This is a genomic window from Actinoplanes sp. NPDC051346, assembly GCF_040682215.1.
Lineage (GTDB): Bacteria > Actinomycetota > Actinomycetes > Mycobacteriales > Micromonosporaceae > Actinoplanes.
In genome coordinates this window covers 795,605-813,463 of sequence record NZ_JBFBAJ010000001.1, presented here as the reverse complement: position 1 = coordinate 813,463, position 17,859 = coordinate 795,605, and the positions used below count along the sequence as shown (strand labels likewise).

16 protein-coding genes are annotated in these 17,859 nt (G+C 71.1%); 12 read left to right on the top strand and 4 right to left on the bottom strand.

From position 1 onward, the window contains the following. Positions 1–161: 161 nt before the first annotated feature. The 9 genes from AB0M36_RS03605 (at position 162) to AB0M36_RS03565 (ending at position 8,010) form a co-directional block, all read left to right on the top strand. On the top strand, positions 162–2,306 hold the full coding sequence (locus tag AB0M36_RS03605) for a SpoIIE family protein phosphatase (RefSeq protein ID WP_364151699.1): 2,145 nt from the start codon (positions 162–164) through the stop codon (positions 2,304–2,306). Next, on the top strand, positions 2,303–2,974 hold the full coding sequence (locus AB0M36_RS03600; protein WP_364151696.1) for an HAD family hydrolase: 672 nt from the start codon (positions 2,303–2,305) through the stop codon (positions 2,972–2,974). The genes AB0M36_RS03605 and AB0M36_RS03600 overlap by 4 nt, the downstream gene beginning before the upstream one ends. 37 nt (positions 2,975–3,011) lie before the next feature. Beyond that, positions 3,012–4,280, top strand: coding sequence for a cation:proton antiporter (locus AB0M36_RS03595; protein WP_364151694.1), 1,269 nt, complete (start codon positions 3,012–3,014; stop codon positions 4,278–4,280). A gap of 153 nt (positions 4,281–4,433) precedes the next feature. Then, on the top strand, positions 4,434–5,216 hold the full coding sequence (locus AB0M36_RS03590) for a VOC family protein (protein ID WP_364151691.1): 783 nt from the start codon (positions 4,434–4,436) through the stop codon (positions 5,214–5,216). 103 nt (positions 5,217–5,319) lie between these two features. Continuing rightward, positions 5,320–5,556: a helix-turn-helix domain-containing protein gene (locus AB0M36_RS03585; RefSeq protein WP_364151688.1), complete on the top strand. Its 237-nt coding sequence runs from the start codon at positions 5,320–5,322 to the stop codon at positions 5,554–5,556. Between the two features lies 1 nt (position 5,557). Continuing rightward, positions 5,558–6,172: a Clp protease N-terminal domain-containing protein gene (locus AB0M36_RS03580; protein WP_364151685.1), complete on the top strand. Its 615-nt coding sequence runs from the start codon at positions 5,558–5,560 to the stop codon at positions 6,170–6,172. 38 nt (positions 6,173–6,210) lie between these two features. Continuing rightward, positions 6,211–6,633 carry a hypothetical protein gene (locus tag AB0M36_RS03575; RefSeq protein ID WP_364151682.1) on the top strand — a complete coding sequence of 141 codons (423 nt, stop codon included), beginning with the start codon at positions 6,211–6,213 and terminating at the stop codon, positions 6,631–6,633. 34 nt (positions 6,634–6,667) lie between these two features. Then, positions 6,668–7,186, top strand: a complete 519-nt coding sequence (locus tag AB0M36_RS03570) for a MarR family transcriptional regulator (RefSeq protein WP_364151679.1) — start codon at positions 6,668–6,670, stop codon at positions 7,184–7,186. An 80-nt stretch (positions 7,187–7,266) separates the two neighbouring features. Further along, positions 7,267–8,010: a DUF4241 domain-containing protein gene (locus AB0M36_RS03565; protein WP_364151676.1), complete on the top strand. Its 744-nt coding sequence runs from the start codon at positions 7,267–7,269 to the stop codon at positions 8,008–8,010. A gap of 585 nt (positions 8,011–8,595) precedes the next feature. On the opposite strand, the gene AB0M36_RS03560 is transcribed toward AB0M36_RS03565, so the two are convergent. Together AB0M36_RS03560 and AB0M36_RS03555 are read right to left on the bottom strand one after the other, a co-directional pair. Then, positions 8,596–10,224, bottom strand: coding sequence for a hypothetical protein (locus AB0M36_RS03560; protein ID WP_364151674.1), 1,629 nt, complete (start codon positions 10,222–10,224; stop codon positions 8,596–8,598). A gap of 114 nt (positions 10,225–10,338) precedes the next feature. Then, complete coding sequence (locus AB0M36_RS03555; protein WP_364151671.1) at positions 10,339–10,467, bottom strand: hypothetical protein; 129 nt, start codon at positions 10,465–10,467, stop codon at positions 10,339–10,341. Between the two features lie 94 nt (positions 10,468–10,561). Here AB0M36_RS03555 and AB0M36_RS03550 point away from each other — a divergent pair, with 94 nt between their 5' ends. The 3 genes from AB0M36_RS03550 (at position 10,562) to AB0M36_RS03540 (ending at position 14,375) form a co-directional block, all read left to right on the top strand. Further along, entirely contained in the window at positions 10,562–12,139 is a 1,578-nt protein-coding gene (locus AB0M36_RS03550; protein WP_364151668.1) for a phospholipase D-like domain-containing protein, read from the top strand. Between the two features lie 71 nt (positions 12,140–12,210). Beyond that, a complete protein-coding gene (locus tag AB0M36_RS03545) occupies positions 12,211–13,518 on the top strand; it encodes a sensor domain-containing protein (RefSeq protein ID WP_364151666.1) in 1,308 nt (435 codons plus the stop codon). 221 nt (positions 13,519–13,739) lie between these two features. Then, complete coding sequence (locus AB0M36_RS03540; protein WP_364152260.1) at positions 13,740–14,375, top strand: response regulator transcription factor; 636 nt, start codon at positions 13,740–13,742, stop codon at positions 14,373–14,375. A 316-nt stretch (positions 14,376–14,691) separates the two neighbouring features. Here the strand turns inward: AB0M36_RS03540 and AB0M36_RS03535 are convergent, their stop codons facing one another. Continuing rightward, the gene (locus AB0M36_RS03535; RefSeq protein ID WP_364151663.1) at positions 14,692–16,179 is read right to left on the bottom strand and encodes a methyltransferase domain-containing protein; all 1,488 of its coding nucleotides are present in this window, start codon (positions 16,177–16,179) and stop codon (positions 14,692–14,694) included. 371 nt (positions 16,180–16,550) lie between these two features. Next, on the bottom strand, positions 16,551–17,723 hold the full coding sequence (locus AB0M36_RS03530; protein WP_364151660.1) for an aminoglycoside phosphotransferase family protein: 1,173 nt from the start codon (positions 17,721–17,723) through the stop codon (positions 16,551–16,553). Between the last annotated feature and the right edge of the window lie 136 nt (positions 17,724–17,859).

Here is a 17,859-nt window from a genome sequence, read left to right as displayed (position 1 = left end):
TCCACCCGACAGGCCATACCGACCGTTCTGGGCCGGCACCTCACCGAGGTGCCGGCCCTCGTCACATGTACTCCACGCCTCACCCGCACGTACCGGGTACAACCGGACGTACGTACAGTGGCCATATCGTCCGAATGGCCGAGGCGGGCTACCCTCAACTCATGGTCGGCATGGGGAGCCCTTCGGCGACGGCGCTGCCCGCCCAGCAGGCAGCGGCGGCACAGCGACTTCCCGATTGCGCTGAGCTCGTGCGGGACCAGCCGTGGGACACCACGTCGCTCGGTCCGGTGGAGAGCTGGGATCCGGTCGTCCGGGCCACGGTCGAGGTTCTGCTCGCCTCGCCCGTGCCGATGGCACTCGCCTACGGCGACGACTACCTGCTCATCTACAACGACGCGTACGCGGAGGTCATCGGCGCCAAGCACCCGGCGGCGATGGGTCGCCCGGCGGACCAGGTCTTCGGCGATCTGTGGCAGGCACCCGGCATCGGCGGGGTCATCGACGACGTCTACCGCACCGGCCGGCCCTTCGTCGAGGCCGAGGCCCAGATGGCGGTCCCGCGGGGCGGGCAGGTGGAACAGGCCTCGTTCACCCGGGGGCACTCGGTCGTGCGCGACCGGCACGGCTCGGTCGTCGGCGTCCTCACCGTGGCGGCCGAGACCACCCAGGTGACCCGGCGGCTGCAGAGTCTCGGCGAGCTGACCGCGAGGCTGGCCTCCACGCTCACCATCGACGACGTCGCGCGGGTCGTCCTGGCGTACGCGATGACCTCGTTCGACGTGGACCACTGCGTCTTCGCGGTCGACGACGGCGCGGAGTTCCGCTATGTGCGCCGCATCCGGGGCGAGATGGTCGACGAGGTCGACGAGCGACTGCCCCCGCTGTGGAAGCGGATCGACAACGACCCACGGTCCCCGATGGTGCTCGCGGCGCAGAGCGGCCGACCCTCGTTCCAGTCCGACGGTTCGCCGCTGCTGACGGTCGCGACGGACCGGCACGAGCGCCGAATCCGGGCGCTCGCCGCGATGCCGCTGCGTACGCCTTCCCTGCACGGCGCGCTCACCATCGGCTATCGCACCGCGCACACCTGGCTGCCGGCCGAGCGGGCTCTGCTGTACGCCGCGGCCGAGCTGGTCGCGCAGGCGGCGGAGCGGGCCCGGCGGTTCGAGGCGCAGCACGGCACCGCCCAGCTGCTGCAACGCAGCATGCTCCCGGAACACCTCCCCGAGCTCGACAGGTTCCGGATCGCCGCGCGATACGACGTCGGCGTCGACGGCAACGCCGCGGGCGGCGACTTCTACGACGCGTTCGAGCTGGGCGACGGCCGGCTCGCGATGGTCCTCGGCGACGTCGCCGGCCACGACGTGCGCGCGGCGGCGGTGATGGGGCAGGTCCGGGCGGCGCTGCGGGCGCTCGCGCTCACCGATCCCACGCCCGAGACTGTGCTGGCGGGCCTCGACCGGCTCGTCACCTCGCTGGGCGCCGAGTCACGCAACGAAGAGATCTTCGTGACCGTCGTCTACGGCGTGCTCGACCAGAGCGACGGGACGATCGTGCTGGCCAGCGCGGGCCATCCGCCGCCGGTGCTGCGCCGATCGGGGCAGGGCCGGGCCTCGGCCGAGCTGGTCGCCGTGCCGCCGGGCGCTCCGCTGGGGCTGGGCGGCACCTGCCGGACGGTCACCGTGCGGCTGGAGCCCGGCGACTCCATCCTGATGTTCAGCGACGGCGTGGTCGAGCGCCGGGACCGGCCGCTCAGCGCGGGACTCGAGGATCTCGTGGCGGCGACCGCCGCGGCCGCCAGCGGCGACCCGCGCAACCTGTGCTCGCTGGCGACGGCCGCCGTCGCCGGGCGTACGGACGACGACGTGGCCGTCCTCGCCGTCGAGCGGGCGGTGGCGCTCAGCCGGTCGGCGACGATGCAGGTCCCGGCGGAACCGACCGGGCCGAGCCGGGTGCGGCAGTGGATGAGCACCCGGCTGCGCGAGTGGGCGGTCCCGGAGCCGGTGATCGGCGCGGCGATCCTGTGCACCAGTGAGCTGACCACCAATGCCCTGCTGCACGCCGGCACGCCGGCACAGGTGCACATCGATCTCAGCGCGGAGCGCCTGCTGGTCTCGGTGGCCGACACCGGCACACGGGGCAGCGTGGCCCGCGCCCGCACCGACGCGCTGAGCAGCAGGGGACGCGGCCTCGGCCTGATCGAGGAGCTCAGCGACACCTGGGGCACCGATCCCTCCGTCCGCGGATCGACGGTCTGGTTCGAGATGTTGATACCCCCCTCGGATCGGGGTATTTGGGGCACATGACAACCAAAGGAGTGCTCTTCGACGTCGACGGCACGCTGGTCGACACCACCTATCTCCACGCGGTGGCGTGGTGGGAAGCGTTGCGCCAGCACGACGAGGACGTACCCATGGCGGCGATCCACCGGGCCATCGGGATGGGCTCCGACAAGATCCTCGACCACCTGCTCGGCGAGGACCGCGACACCGGCGACGACGAGGCGATGGCCGCCGCCCACGACGTGCTCTACGGCGCCTGGTGGGAACGCTTGCGCCCGCTGCCCGGCGCCGCCGACCTGCTGCGCGCCTGCGCGGACCGGGGTCTCGCGGTGGTCCTGGCCTCGTCGGCGAAGGGCTCCGAGCTGACGAAGCTGCGCCGGGTCATCGACGCCGACGACGTGATCACGGCGGCGACGTCCTCGGCGGACGCCGACGAGAGCAAGCCGGCGCCGGACATCCTCCAGGCCGCCCTCGACCAGTCCGGCGTGGACCCGCGACAGTGCGTCTTCGTGGGCGACGCGGTCTGGGACGTCAAGGCAGCGGCGAAGCTCGGCATCCCCTGCATCGGGCTGACCTGCGGCGGCACCAGCGCCGGTGAGCTGATGGCGGCGGGAGCCGTCGAGACCTACGACGATCCCGCCGCCCTGCTCGCCGACCTGGACCGCTCGGCAATCAAGAACATCTTTTCCTAGCAGCATGTTTTGACCTCACGGCGGGCAGTGTGGGCGCGTGCAACCGCCTGACCTCCTCTTCGCGATCTTCGGCGTGGGTGCCCTGCTGGCGGGCATCCTGCCGCGGCTCCTCGAACGCCGCCCCCTGTCCATGCCGATCGTCTTCCTGGCGCTGGGCATGGTGCTCTTCGCCGTACCCCTGGGTCTTCCGGAGGCCGACCCGCTCGCCCACCCGGACCTGACGCAGCACCTCACCGAGATCTGTGTGATCGTCGCCCTGATGGGCGCCGGCCTGAAGATCGACCGACCGCTCAGCGGCCGGCGGTGGACGTCGACCTGGCGGTTGCTGGTCTTCGCGATGCCGGTCACCATCGCGGCCGTGGCCCTGCTCGGCTGGTGGTGGGCCGGGCTGGTGCCGGCGGCGGCGTTGCTGCTGGGCGCGGCCCTCGCGCCGACCGACCCGGTTCTGGCCTCGGACGTGCAGGTCGGCGAGCCGACCGACGAGGAGGACTCCGAGGACGAGGTCCGCTTCGCGCTGACCTCGGAGGCCGGGCTCAACGACGGGCTGGCCTTCCCCTTCGTGTACGCGGCGATCGCGATGGCCACGGCCGCGGTGACGCACGAGAGCTGGTTCGGCGAGTGGCTGCTCGTCGACGTCCTCTACAAGGTCGTCGTCGGCCTCGGCGGGGGCTGGCTCGTCGGCAAGCTGCTCGGCCGGCTCTTCTTCCGTGCCCGCAACCACACATTGCGCCTGGCGCACCATTCCGAGGGCTTTCTCGCCCTCGCCGCGACCTTTCTGGCATACGGATTGGTCGAGGTCGCCGGAGGCTATGGCTTCCTGGCGGTCTTCGTCGCGGCACGTGGAATCCGCGCCGCGCAGCGATCGCACGAATATCACCAGGTTCTGCACGAATTCGCGGAGCAGATCGAGCGGCTGCTGACCGTCCTGCTGCTCCTGCTGCTCGGCGGCGCCGTCGTCGGTGGCCTGCTGGCGCCGCTCACCTGGCCGGCCGCGCTGGTGGGACTGACGCTGATCTTCTTCGTCCGACCTGTGACAGGATTCCTGTCCCTGCACGGTGCGCCCGGCCATCCGGCCGAGCACTGGGTGATCGCCACCTTCGGCATCCGGGGGATCGGCACGTTCTACTACCTTGGGTACGCGATGAGCCACGCAAAGTTCCCGCAAGTGGATGTCGTATGGGCGACAGCGGCATTCGTCGTTCTGGTGAGCGTGGTGTTGCACGGTGTCGCGGCCACGCCCGTGATGCGGCTTCTGGACCGATACAACGAGCGGTCGCGTACCCCGGAAGAGAAACACGCACAGTAATCGCCGCCACGCTGGGTAATCGAGCTCCGCGAAATCGTGGGTTTATTAAGGACATTGAACCCCGGCGTAGTGGCAGAGCGTATTCATAGCTGTAAAGTGATCGGCGGCTCCCCCAGGCCGGTATTCCACGATGGACGACGAAAGGTGTGACCCATGCGTATTCGGGGCTTTGCGCCGGGGACACCCTGCTGGGTGGAGCTGGCGAGTGTCGATCCTGCCCGGGCGGCAGACTTCTACACCCGCCTCTTCGGCTGGGAAACAGCCGGTGACCGGTTCACGCTCCAGGGTCACGCCGTCGCCGGGCTGACCCGCGTGCGCACCGACCGGCCGGTGGGTTGGATGACCTATCTCACCGAGCACAACCTCGAATCCTCGATCATGCGGGTGCGCGAGGCGGGCGGCTCCCTGGTCAGCGAGCCGATTGACGGCGACGGCGGCCGCAGCGCCGTCATCGCCGATCCGGCCGGCGCGAGGCTGGGCATCTGGGAGCCACGCGGGTTCACCGGTGCGCAGGTCGGCGGCGAGGCGAGCACGATGACCTTCCCCGAGCTGCTCACCGACGACTCGGTGGCCGCGGCCAACTTCTACGGCCAGGCGTTCGGCTGGCTGCTGCGCGACGAGTACGGCAGCGACGGCACCCGGGGTGAGTGGATCACCACCGCACACGACGCGATGGCCGGCCTCGCCCCGAGCCGCGGCGGCAGCTGGTGGCGGGCGGCGTTCCAGGTCGCCGACTGCGTCGAGACGCTGGAGGACGCCCGGGCCTACGGCGCGACCGTGGTGTCCGGGGCCAAGGACATGGGCTTCGGCACGTACGCGGAGCTGCTCGACCCCGCCGGCGTGCCGTTCTCGATCGCGGCGCCGGCGGCGATCCCGATCGAGCTGACCATGTCCTTCACCCCGAACAAGGGCATGGAGCTGACGTTCGGCGGATAGAGATCGTTCGCGAAGGGCCGGCCGGCCATGCGGCCGGCCCTTTTCACGCCCCCACTGTCAACCTGGGTTGACATTCCTCCGGTGTCAACGTAGGTTGACACGCATGACCGAAGCGACCGATCTCGCCGCCGCGGCCGGCAGCGCCGATCCCCGGGTCGGCCTGCGCGCGGTGGTGGCGCTCCGCCGCCTGCTGGAGGGCCTCGAGCACCTCCAGGTGGCCAACGCACGCCGCAAGGGCTGGTCCTGGCAGGAAATCGCGGACGCCCTCGAGGTGACCCGCCAGGGCGTACACAAAAAGCACGCGAGCCGTGTGCCAATGCAGGACCTCCGGGAGGACTGAGATGTTCGAGCGATTCACCCGCCCCGCACGCGAAGCGGTCATCCGCGCCCAGGCCGAAGCCCGGGAGTTGGGCCACACGCCGATCGGCACCGAGCACCTGCTCCTGGCCCTGCTCGCCGACCCCGCCGGCCCGATCGCCTCGGCACCGGCACTGCGCGAGAAGCAGGTCGACGCCGGCTATGCGCGCGCCGAGATCATCCGGCGTTCCGGCAAGGACTCGGGCGCGACCGTGGCGGACGCCGACGCCGCCGACCGCGAGGCCCTCCGGGCCATCGGCATCGACCTCGACGCGGTCCGCCGGGCCATCGAGGAGAACTTCGGGCCGGGGACGCTGCACCTGCCCCGCGACCCCGCCCCCCAGCGCAAGGGCCTCTTCCGCCGGCTCGCCGGCAGCGGCGGCCACATCCCGTTCTCACCCCAGGCCAAGAAGGTGCTGGAGCTGTCACTGCGGGAGGCGATCCGCCTCAAACACAACTTCATCGCGCCCGAGCACATCATGCTGGGCGTCCTGCGGGAAGGACGGGGACTCGGCGCGCGGATCGTGGCGGAACGCGGTGTCGACGTCGAGGCGCTCCGCGCCGACCTCGCCCGCTCACTCCACGCGCACGCGGCCTGACCGGCCTACTTTCGCGGGCCGCGGGGTATGAGGGCGGCATGACGTACCGGGTCGAGTACAACGGCGAGGACCTCGAGCTTGCCACCCTGGATGCCGCCCTCGACAACGCGAAACACGCGATCGCCGCCGACGTCGGCCCGGTCAGCGGATGGTCCGTCGAGCACGACGAGACGATCAACGACTGGTTCGTCCAGGGCGTACGCGACGGCAAGGCGATCGGCGCGACCGCCGTGGTCACCGGCCCCGAACCGACCATGACGGCCCAGGCACTCCCCCGCCACGCCCCCGCGCCCGGCGACACCGCGGCCCGCTGCATGACCTTCACCGGCGCGACCCCGGCCGAGACCCTGGGCATGGCGGCCACCTGGCTGGCCGGACGGCCCGAAATCCTCGACGTCGACGACGTGGGCTGGCACCTGAGCCACACCGGGTACGACATGCGCGTCTACTACCGACACTGACCCGCCCCTTCCCGAAGTAGCTACTCTCGGGCCCATGGTCGAACCGCTGGATGAACGGCAGCAGGAATGTTGGCGTGCCTACATCGAGAGCAGTTGGGCATTGCAAACCCATCTCGAGGAGGACCTGCGCGCCAGGACCGGCCTGAGCATGTCCGACTACCACGTGCTCGTGGTGCTCTCCGAAGCCCCGAGCCGCCGCCTGCGCATGGGAGAGCTCGCCGGCTTCATGGTCTTCTCGCCGAGCCGCGTCACCTATCAGATCACCTCCATGGTCAAGCGCGGCCTGGTCCGCCGGGAGAGCTGCCCCGGAGACCGCCGCGGCCAGGAGGCCGTCCTGACCGACGAGGGAATGGCCGCGCTCGTCGCCGCCGCACCCCTGCACCTGGCCACCGTGCGCGACAGCCTCATGGACGACCTCGACGACGCCGAGGTCGCCGTCCTCGCCCGGGTGTTCACCCGGCTCGGGACGCGGCTGCGGCCGGCGGGCACCGGTGCCCGCCGACACCCCTGCGCCACAGACCGTCCTCTCAGGAGAGACCCGCACCTCGCGTGACGCGCGATCCCCGGGCGCGCCGTTCCTCCGGCGTCGGCCGGCCAGGCGATTCTGTCGGTGGTCGCCGATACCATCCCGGCATGGCTGTGGACATCGGCGAGATGCTGGATCGGCTGCTGACCGAGGGCGCGCAACACCGCGACGACACCCACGACTACCGCCTGACCTCGATCCCGCTCGGCGAGGTGACCCTGCCCACCGGCCGGGTGGTCGCCTGCGATCCGCTCGTTCTCCCCGGCGCCGCGCCGCCGTTCACCGTCACCGTCGCGCCGGGGCGTTACCGCCTGCGCGCCTGGGTGGCCGTGGTCCATCCGGCCGCCGACCGACCCTCCGCGAGTCACAGGTCCTCCGTCCACCATCGACCGGGGCGGGGCAGGCCGTCCGTCCACCACCGGCCGGGGTCCGACCGGCCGTCCGTCCGCCATCGCCCGGAGTCAGACCGGCGGACAGCCGCCCTCCAACTCGTCCTGCGCGACGAACCGGTCACGGCCTGGGAGCCCGCCCTGTTGCCCTATGCCGACCCGCTCCGGCTCGACGAGGACCACTTCTTCGCATACCCGGTCGATTCGGGCCTCGGAACCCTCGCGGACGAGCGCGCCCTCGCCGCCCTGACCACCTGGAGCTACGCCCGCGTCGAGCAGGCCTTCCTCCCCGAGCCAAGCCCCCCGGCGCCAGGCGCCCTCCACGCGATCACCCACCCCCCGACCGGCGCCAACGTCGTGGCGGTGTGCACGGGATGGGGAGACGGCGACTACGCCACCTTCATCGGCCGCACGGCGAGGGGCGACGTCGCCTCGTTCGTCACTGACTTCCGCGTGATCTGACGCCGATCGCGGGCCTGGCGCCGGATTCGCGGGCCTGGTGCGGCAGCAGTTGGCCAGCGCGACGTCACGGGCCCGGTGTTGCGTCACTGGGTCAGTGCGGCAGGGCGGGCCCGGTGGGGCGTCGCGGGCCGGTGTGGCACCGGGGCCCGGCGCGGCAGCGCGGCACGGTGCGCAGCCCAGTGCGCCATTGCGACCCGGCGCGGCCATCACGGCCCGGCGCAACCCACTGCGCCATTGCGACCCGGCGCGGCCATCACGGCCCGGCGCAACCCACTGCGCCATTGCGACCCGGCGCGGCCATCACGGCCCAGTGCGCCATCACGGCCCAGTGCGCCATCACGGCCCAGTGCGCCATCGCGGGCCCGGCGCGCCAACACGGCTCAGTGCGCCATCACGGGCCAGGGCGGCAGCGCGGGCCAGGGCGGCAGCGCGGGCCAGGGCGGCAGCGCGGGCCAGGGCGGCAGCGCGGGCGACGCCGGACGACCTCAAGGTCAATGCGACGTCGCCACCGCACGGGGTCATGCGGCGGAGCAAGGATCGCGGTTCGCGGGGCCGCGATTGGGGTGCTTCCGGCCAGAGGCGGGGTCAGCGGGGAAAGGAGTTCGGGTCGACGTCGCTGGTCGACGCGTTGCCGCCGACGACCGGTGTCAGGGTGATCGTCCAGATGGAGGTCGAGGACGACGTCGTCGTGAACTTGAACGTGTCGTCGAACTTGCTGTAGTCGCAGCCGCGGGTGAAGCCCTTCCTACCCGCGTTCCAGTCCTCGCCCGACGCGGTGTAGATGCGGTACGTGCCGTCGCGAATGCCCTTGGCCGTGTAGGTGTCGCCGCCCCGCACGTACACGGTCAGGGTGGGCTTGGGTTTCTTGCCCTTGCTGGGCACCAGGGTGATCGTCGTGTCCGCGGCACCATTCTTGATCTTCAACTCACCGAGGCCGCCAGAGCCGGAGCGCCCGATGAAGGTGCCGTTCTTCAGCCGCCTGTTCTGTTCCTTGGGGGCCGCCGGAAGGAAGGTGCCGAACCGGTAGGTGGCGTCCGTCGTCGCGAGCTTCTTCGCGTTCTCGCGGAGGCCGTCGGCCCAGCCGGACTGCAGCACCGCCGCGTACGGCGAGGCCGCCGGGCATTCCCGCCTGGCTGTCGCCGCCTCCTCGACCATGTCGCCGAGGCTTACCAGTTGGCGGCTGAGCTGGGCGTGCGCGGGCTCCGCACCCGCCGGAGGCACGGTGACGCGCAACTTGTCCGCCTCGGCGCGAATCACGGTCGCCGCCGCCGGGGCCGCCTTCGAGAAGGCCGCGGCGTCGTCGGTGTTCAGCTTGGCGAACGGCGTCTTGATCGCGCTGTCGGAGGCGGCAAGGAGCTCTGCGTACTGCGCGGGGGTGACCGGGCCCGCCGCGGTGGGCGCGGTGCTCGCTCCGAGGCCGTTACGCCTGCTCGCACCTGGCGTCTCGTCGCTTCCCGAGAAGGCGCGAACGACGCCGAAGCAGCCGAACAGCAGCAGTGCCGCGAGGGAAAGACCGATGATCTGCTTACGCCGAGAAGTGCGGGGTGTCGCGGTCGGCGGACCTGCGAACGCCGACGGACCCTGCCCGGGCGGGGCGCCAGGCGGGTAGGCGCCAGGCGGGTAGGCGCCAGGCGGGTAGGCGCCAGGCGGGTAGGCGCCAGGCGGGTAGGCGCCAGGCGGGTAGCCAGCCGCGCCGGCCGCCGGATAGGCACCCGGCAGTGCGCCCGGCGGGTAGGCACCGGACGGATCCCCCGCCGGGTAGCCACCGGGCGGGTAGGCGCCGGCTGGGTATGCACCCGACGGATCGCCCGGTGGGTAGGCGCCGGCTGGGTATGCACCGGACGGATCGCCCGGTGCATATGCACCGGGCTGGACACCTGGCGGATAGGCACCCGGCTGCGGAGGAGACCACGGCGGCATGCCAGGCTGCGGAGGAGACCACGGCGGGGCGTCAGGCGGCGGATTGCCGGCCGCCGGCGGCCCGCTCGCCGGGAACGGTGGCGGCGGGCTGAAGGGCATCGGCACCCGGATGGTCACCGCGACCGTGCCGGTAGGGGTCGTCACCCACACCACCGCGCCATCCACGGTGCCGGGCGGAATCGTCACCGACAGAGGTCCGTGCGTCGGCGTCCAGACGATCTTGGTCGCACCGGTGGCTGCTTCCGCCGGCGGGACTTCGATCAACGCGCTACTGAAAGCCTGCTCCCCCGCCATGCCGAGGAGTATGAACGAGTCGGCGGTCTCCGCGCTGCCCGCATTGCGTCACGAAAGAGACACTGCTGAGCACTGTTATGGGAAAGTCATCGAAATGACCGCGGCCGGCGGCTCTCAGGACATCAGGAGCATGGCGCCGACGCCCAGCAGGACCATGAGCAGGACCGCGATGAGCAGGCCTCGTTCGGACGGAGTCTTGGCGTCGGTCGGTACGGCGTTCGGGGTCAGTGGCTGGCTGCTCATAAGGGGGTCCTTCGCACGGTGTCTGCGGCTCAGGGTGCGGGCGGCTGTCAAGGGGCCTACCGTGAGGGCGTCGTCGACCTCGAAAGGGCTGCCCGTGTCACACCAGGAGTGGTTCCTGTCCGAGGAAGAGCGCGGCAACCCGGACAGTCAGATACCCACCTGGTCGCCGGGAAACACCGCTGAGCCCCTCTTTCACGGCGAAAACTACTTCGATCGCCTGGTGAGTGAGGTCGAGACGCTGGATGACGGCGACCATCTGTTCTTCACCGACTGGCGCGGCGATCCGGACGAGCGGATGCGCGACCACGGTCCCACGATCGCCGAGCTCTTCGTCGCGGCCGCAAAGCGTGGCGTCGTGGTCAAGGGGCTGCTATGGCGCTCCCACCTCGACAAACTGGCTTACAGCGAGGAGGAGAACCGCAACCTCGGCGAGGACGTCGAGGCCGCGGGCGGCGAGGTGCTGCTCGACCAACGGATCCGCCGCGGCGGCTCGCACCACCAGAAGCTGGTGGTCTTGCGGCATCTGAAAGCGCCCGAGCAGGACATCGCGTTCGCGGGCGGGATCGATCTCTGCCACAGCCGCCGGGACGGCGCCGGTCATCGCGGCGATCCGCAGGCGGTGGCCATGGCGAAGGCGTACGGGAGCAATCCGCCCTGGCACGACGTCCAGCTGGCCCTGCGCGGCCCGGTCGTCGGCGCCCTCGACCTGGCGTTCCGGGAGCGCTGGAACGATCCGGCGCCGCTGGACCAGCACGGGCCGATCAGTACGCTCACCGACCGCCTCCGCCACGCCGACCTGCGCGCCGATCGGCTTCCGCCGCAGCCGCCCGATCCGGGCGAATGTGGGCCGCACGACGTTCAGGTGTTGCGGACCTATCCGGCCATGCGCCCGGCGTACAGTTTCGCCCGGCTTGGCGAACGCAGCATCGCGCGCGGCTACACGAAAGCCATCAAACGGGCGCGGCGCCTGATCTACCTCGAGGACCAGTACCTGTGGTCCAAGGAGATCGCCCAGCTGTTCGCGGACGCGCTCAACGACAACCCGGGGCTGCACCTGATCGCGGTCGTACCCCGGCATCCGGACGTGGACGGCCGCTTCGCTCTGCCACCCAACCAGGTCGGCCGCGCGGAAGCGATCGCGCTGTGCCACAAGGCCGCCCCCGACCGGGTCCACGTCTTCGACGTCGAGAACCACGACGGCGATCCCGTCTATGTGCACGCGAAGGTGTGCGTCGTGGACGACGTGTGGGCGAGCGTCGGCAGCGACAACTTCAACCGTCGATCGTGGACGCACGACAGCGAATTGTCCTGCACGGTGCTGGACCGCACGCGCGACGAGCGGCCGCCGACCGACCCGGCCGGGCTGGGCGACGGAGCGCGGGTCTACGCGCGCGAGCTGCGGCTCAGCCTGCTGCGCGAGCACCTGGACCGCTCCGGGGACGAAGACCTTGTAGACCCCGATTCCACCGTACGGGCGGTGCGCGCGTCCGCCGACGCGCTGCGTGACTGGCACCGGGACGGCGGGCGGGGTCCTCGGCCGCCCGGCCGCCTGGTGCCGCACGAGACCGAACGGCTCCCCTGGTACCAGCGGCTCTGGGCCGTACCCGCCTACCGCCTGGTGTACGACCCCGACGGCCGCCCGTGGCGCGAGCGGCGTGCCGGCTCCTGGTAGGGTTAGCCCTACCTTCCGAACTATCGATGGACGGCTGGGACCGTCAGCCCTCACTCGCCTACGGTGACGCGGTGACCATCGAAGAAGCTCCGATGCGAGCCCTCCTGCGCCGCCGTTACTTGCTCTCGGCCGGTCCGTGGCGGGCGTTCGTCTACCTCGTGACGGCCCTGCCCATCGCAGCGCCGACCAGCGTGGTGATGGGAATACTGGTGCTGCCCTGGGTCGCCTTGCTGGCCCGGCTGACCGACGGCGTCCTGCCCGGCGGGGAGGTGTTGGTCTTCATGGCCGTGTCGCTGGTGCTGTTCGCCGGCTTCGTCCCGCTCATCGCGATCCCGCTGGCGACGGTCGAACGGACCCGTCTCGGCCTGATCGATCCGCGCCCGTTGCCCTCACCCCACCCGCCGGCGCCGGCGGACCCGCTCGGCTGGGTCCGCACCCGGTACACCGAGATGGCCACCTGGCGTGAGGTGCTCTACGCCGCGTTCCTCGGCCTCATCGTCCCCGCCGCGTACGGCGCGTTCGGCCTGCTCGTTCTGCTCGACGCCGCCTTCCTGACGAGCCCGTTCTTCGCCGGCACCGACACGATCGGCGTGACGGTCGGAACGTTCGAGGTGCGTACGCCCGGCGAGGCGATTCCGCTCACGCTCCTAGGCATGGTGCTGCTCCCCGTACTCGGATATCTGATGGGTTTGATCGCGATCGGTCAGGCCGCCACCGCACGCGCACTGCTCGGAGACCGCGCGGGCGCCGCCCTCCGAGAGGTGGCACAGTCCCGGGCCCGCCTCGTCGACGCGTTCGACCTCGAACGACGCCGCATCGAACGCGACCTGCACGACGGCGCCCAACACCGGCTGACCAGCCTCACCCTGCAACTGGGCATGGCACGTCTCGACGTACCCGAAGAATCACCCGCCGCCGGACCGCTGGCCCAGGCCCACGACCAGGCGAAGGACCTGATGGTGGTGCTCCGCGACCTGATCTACGACATCCGCCCCCAGGCGCTGGCCGATCTCGGTCTGCCGGCCGCTCTGCGCGAACTGGCCGGCCGATCGCCACTCCCGGTCGCCGTGTCGGTCGCGGACGGCGTCCCCCGGCCATCCGAGCAGATCGAGGGTACGGCGTACTTCGCCGCCTCCGAAGCCCTCGCCAACGTGGTAAAACACGCCGACGCCGGCAGGGCGGACATCCTGCTCGCCCACGCCGGAGAGGTCCTGGTGCTGGAGATCCGCGACGACGGCCGCGGCGGTGCGGACCCGTCCGGCGGAACCGGCCTGACCGGGCTGGCCGACCGCGTCGCGGCGGTCGGCGGCCGGCTGTTGCTGGCCAGCCCCGAGGGCGGCCCGACGCTGCTCCGGGTGGAGCTACCGTGGCGCGGGTGAGCCCGATCCTTTCCCACGGTGGCCTTCCAGACTCCTCCAGCTCCTCCTACCCCGGCCCTTCCCTCTCCACCCAGCCCGGGCCTTCCCCCTCCACCCAGCCCGGGCCTCCCCTCTCCACCCAGCCCGGCCCTCCCCTCTCCACCCAGCCCGGCCCTCCCCTCTCCACCCAGCCCGAACCGTCCCTCTCCTCTGAGCCCGGTCATGGGCGGGCGTCGACCCGGGTGGTGATCGCCGAGGACGGCCTCCTGCTGAGGGAGGGACTGAGCGGCGTGCTCGCCCGCTTCGGCTTCGAGGTGGTGGCGGCTGTCGGTGACGCCGACGAGTTGGTCGCCGCGGTCGACGAGCACGCGCCGGACCTGGTGCTGACGGACATCAGGATGCCGCCGCACTTCCGCGACGAGGGCCTGCGGGCGGCCGTCACGCTGCGCCGGGCAAATCCCCTGTTACCGGTCGTGGTGCTCAGCCAGTACGTGCAGGACGAATATGCGGCGGCCCTCCTGGACAGCGGCACGGGATCCGGCGTGGGATACCTGCTCAAGGACCGCGTGGTCGACGTGCGGGACTTCGTGACGGCGCTGCGCACTGTGGCGGGCGGCGGAACGGTCGTAGACCCTGAGGTGGTGCGCCAGCTGCTGCGCCGGCCGAAGGATCCGCTGACGGCACTGTCCACTCGGGAGCGTGAGGTGTTGGCCCTCGTCGCGGAGGGTCATTCCAACTCGGCCATCGCGGCGCGCTTGTTCGTGACGGAGGCGGCGGTGGGTAAGCACGTCGGGAATATCCTCGCGAAACTGAATCTGCCGCCGGCCGAGGACACCAATCGGCGGGTGCTGGCGGTGCTGGCCTTTCTGCGCGCCTGATCACGGTTCCGACTTCCGGCCATTAGGTGATCATGGGGCCGGTAATTTGCTCACCACACCTGATCACGATCCGGCTGACTGGTCGTCACACGTGATCACGGTCGGGCTCACTAGTTGTCACACATGACCACGGTTCGGCTGACTGGTCGTCACACGTGATCACGGTCGGGCTCACTAGTTGTCACACATGACCACGGTTCGGCTCACTGGGTGTCACACGTGACCACGGTTCGGCTCACTGGGTGTCACACGTGACCACGGTCCGGCTCGGGGAGCGCCGTACACCAAGTCAGGGGCTCGGGATTCGCCCGCAAGGTCATTGGTCCAGTTCCCAGGTCGCCGGACACCAGATCGGGGCGGCGGGATCACCGGTGAGGGCCAGGGTGATGCGCCAGGCCTGCATCGGCGGGCGGTTCGCCGACTCCCAGCGGTCGAGGATGTCGGTCGCCTCTGCCGCGTACCTCGCCGCCTGCGCTCCCCCGGACAGGACGGCACCGTCGGGCAGGATCGCCGCTCCGCCCGTACCCGTCTCGTCCAGCAGGATCAAGGTGCTGCCGTCGAATCCCGGCACCGCCGCGTGGGTCGTCCGGGTGTTCCATACGCCGGCCGCATACCAGAGGTCGCGGTAGGCGAGGGAGTCCAGCGGGCGGTCCCACCGGTACGGCGTGGCCTGCGCAAACGGGGTAAGTGCGTCAGCCGGCACCGGATGCGGATGGGCACGGGCGTGCTGGGCGGTGAGCGGGCCGGCCGCGGTCATGAAACCCGAAGGGCAGATGACCCTGGCGGTGACCGGGCCGTAAGCCGGGCCATCCACCGTGCCATCGACCGACGCGTTCGCCGAGAAGTCCACCGGGCGATCAGCCGAGGCGGCTCCCGAGGATGCCACCGGATCATCGACCGAGGCGTTCGCCGAGGATGCCGCCGGGCGGTGAGCCGAGGCGTTCGGCGGACGAACGGCAAGGGCATCCGTCGGACCGTAGACGGCCAGGACGGGGTGGGTACCGGCATGTTCCACGGGCACGACGATCGGGCCCGACCGGGCGGCGCGTTCGTCCCCGGCCTTCCTTTCAGCGCTGAGCGAGGCGTGCTGTTCCGCCCAGGCTTGTTCCTCGGCCTCCTTGGATTCCTCGGCTTCGGCTTCCTCGGCGCTCAGCGAAGCGGCCTGTTCCGCTCGGACCTTCCCAGCACTGAGCCGGGCGACTTTCTCCCCAACGCTGAACGAATCTGGCAGTGCGCCCCGGACTCCGGGTGGACCGGGCTGGGCTTGTTCGAGCCAGTGCGGAGACACACCGGCCACACCGACCGTCACGATCACCCGGTCGAAGCGCTCACCCGGCACGCCCGCGTAGCCGTCGCCGGCGAGAACCCGTACCCCTTCGACGCTGGCCCGGGCGAGGGAGGCCCGGGCTCGCTGGACCACGTCGGCCTGCACATCGACGGTGGTGACGTGCGCACCAAGCGCAGTCAACAGCGCGGCGTTGTATCCGGTGCCGGCGCCGATCTCCAGCACCCGGGCGCCCGGGTGAACGTCCAGGGCCGCCAACATGATGGCCATGAGCGATGGCTGGCTGGAGGAACTGACCGGCATTCCGCCCTCGACCTTGGTGACCAGGACGTCGTTGCGGTAAACGGTCTCGAGGAACCCGGCGCTGCCTGGCCGAGCCCAGCTGCCGTCGCGGCGCTGAAAGCCGTCGGCCACGAACGCCTCACGCGGAACCGTGGCGAAGGCCGCCGCGAGCTGCGGGCTCAACGGGGCACCATCGCGGCGGATCCGTTCGACGAAGCGACGGCGCAGATCAGTCACGCCCTCCACCGTAGGGCGTGCCGGCCCCTACCGCCGCTCTGGAACCACCCATCCGTCCCCACAACGCCAAGACCACCGCGCGAACGTCCTGCGCCGACATACCGGCCAGCATGCCGAGCGAGAGGGCGTCCCCTCCCGGGGACCACCACCCTCAGCCGACATGCCGAGCGTGGCGGCGTCCACTCCGAGACCCACCACCCCTGGCCGCACGCCGAACGGGACGCATCCACTCCGAGATCATCACCCCCACTCCGACGGGCAATCCGTCCGGCTGAAAACGGATCACTGGCTCGCGCCATACCGGATCACCTGCCTTCAGCCACAGCAGGTCACGCCTTGCTTCCACGGCGCGCATCGCCGCAACGCGGGCGTCATGGGACGCTGGCGGCGGCCACGGCCGCGGTCAGCCGTTGCGGGACGTCTGCCTCGTGGTAGGGCCGTTCACTCTCCTCGATCCGGTCCAAGAAGTCCTGATAGGCCGCCGCCGCCCGCAACTGCGCCACCGGGCGGATCAGCGCCGCCGCGGTCTCCGGATCGCAGTCCGGTACGGCCTCGCGCCACCACCCCGCCCACTCGCCGATCAACGCCGCGGCCCGCTGTTCCGGCAGATCTTCGGCCAGTCTCAGGATGTCGTACGCCGGGTTGGCCACGGTCGCGTCACCCCAGTCGAGGATGACCCGCCCCGCCGTCGACTCGCGGACGTTTCCCGGGTGCAGGTCGCCGTGGACGAGCGTGTCGGGCAGGCCGCACGCGTCGACGGCGGCGAGCCGGGCCGGCAACTCCTCCATCAGCTCATCCAGGCCCTCGACGGTGTCCCGCCATGGCGCCGCCACCCGCGCCAGCCGGTCGAGGCACGGCCGCCCGTCGGGCACGCCCGCTGCGAGCAGCTCTCGGACGCGAGTGGCGAAACGGACCTGCACGGGGTGAAAGTCACGCGCCACCTCCGCGCAGAAGGACGCGCCCGCGCCATACCGATCCTCCCCGGGCACGTGGGCGAGCAGCGTGCGACCTGCGTCGTCGGCCGCGAGCAGCACGGGCACCAGCCCCGGCGCCGTCTCCGCGACCAGCCTCAGCACCGGCGCCTCGTGTGCGAAAAACGTCGGCACCTCTTTCAACCAGGCCACCGGCTCGCCGTCGGCGTCGAGACGCCAGATGCCCGACAGATTCCACGTACGCTGCTGGGACGCCACGATGTCGTCGCGGCCGAGCTGCCCGAATGCCCAACGCAGTGAAGCGTCCGGACCGCCGGGGACGGCCCACGGCGCGCGCAGCGGTGACGGCTGCGAGCCGAGCTCGTAGGGCTTCAACGGCACCTCTACCGGCTCACAGACCTGTGCGAGATAGGTGACCGGTCCGCCCGGCGGCGCGGGCTCTCCGGCCGCGAGGAGACGCAGCACCGTGACCCGTAAGCCGTGGCGCACCCTGGCCGCCTCCACCACGTCAGCGATCTCCTGCCACCACGGCAGGGCAACCTCGAAGGGCGGCAGGGCACCGAGCACGCCGCCGACGGCATTGACGAGTACGAGAGTCACAGTCCGGCCCACGCGAGAGACCGTAGCGTGTGGGGCCACCAACGTGTCGGACCCTTGTGGACAACGGCGACGGCCTTGACCGGGTCTGTGGATAACCGCGGGCCACCGCCGGCGGATGCGATAAACAGTTCGGGTGACCGACATCAGC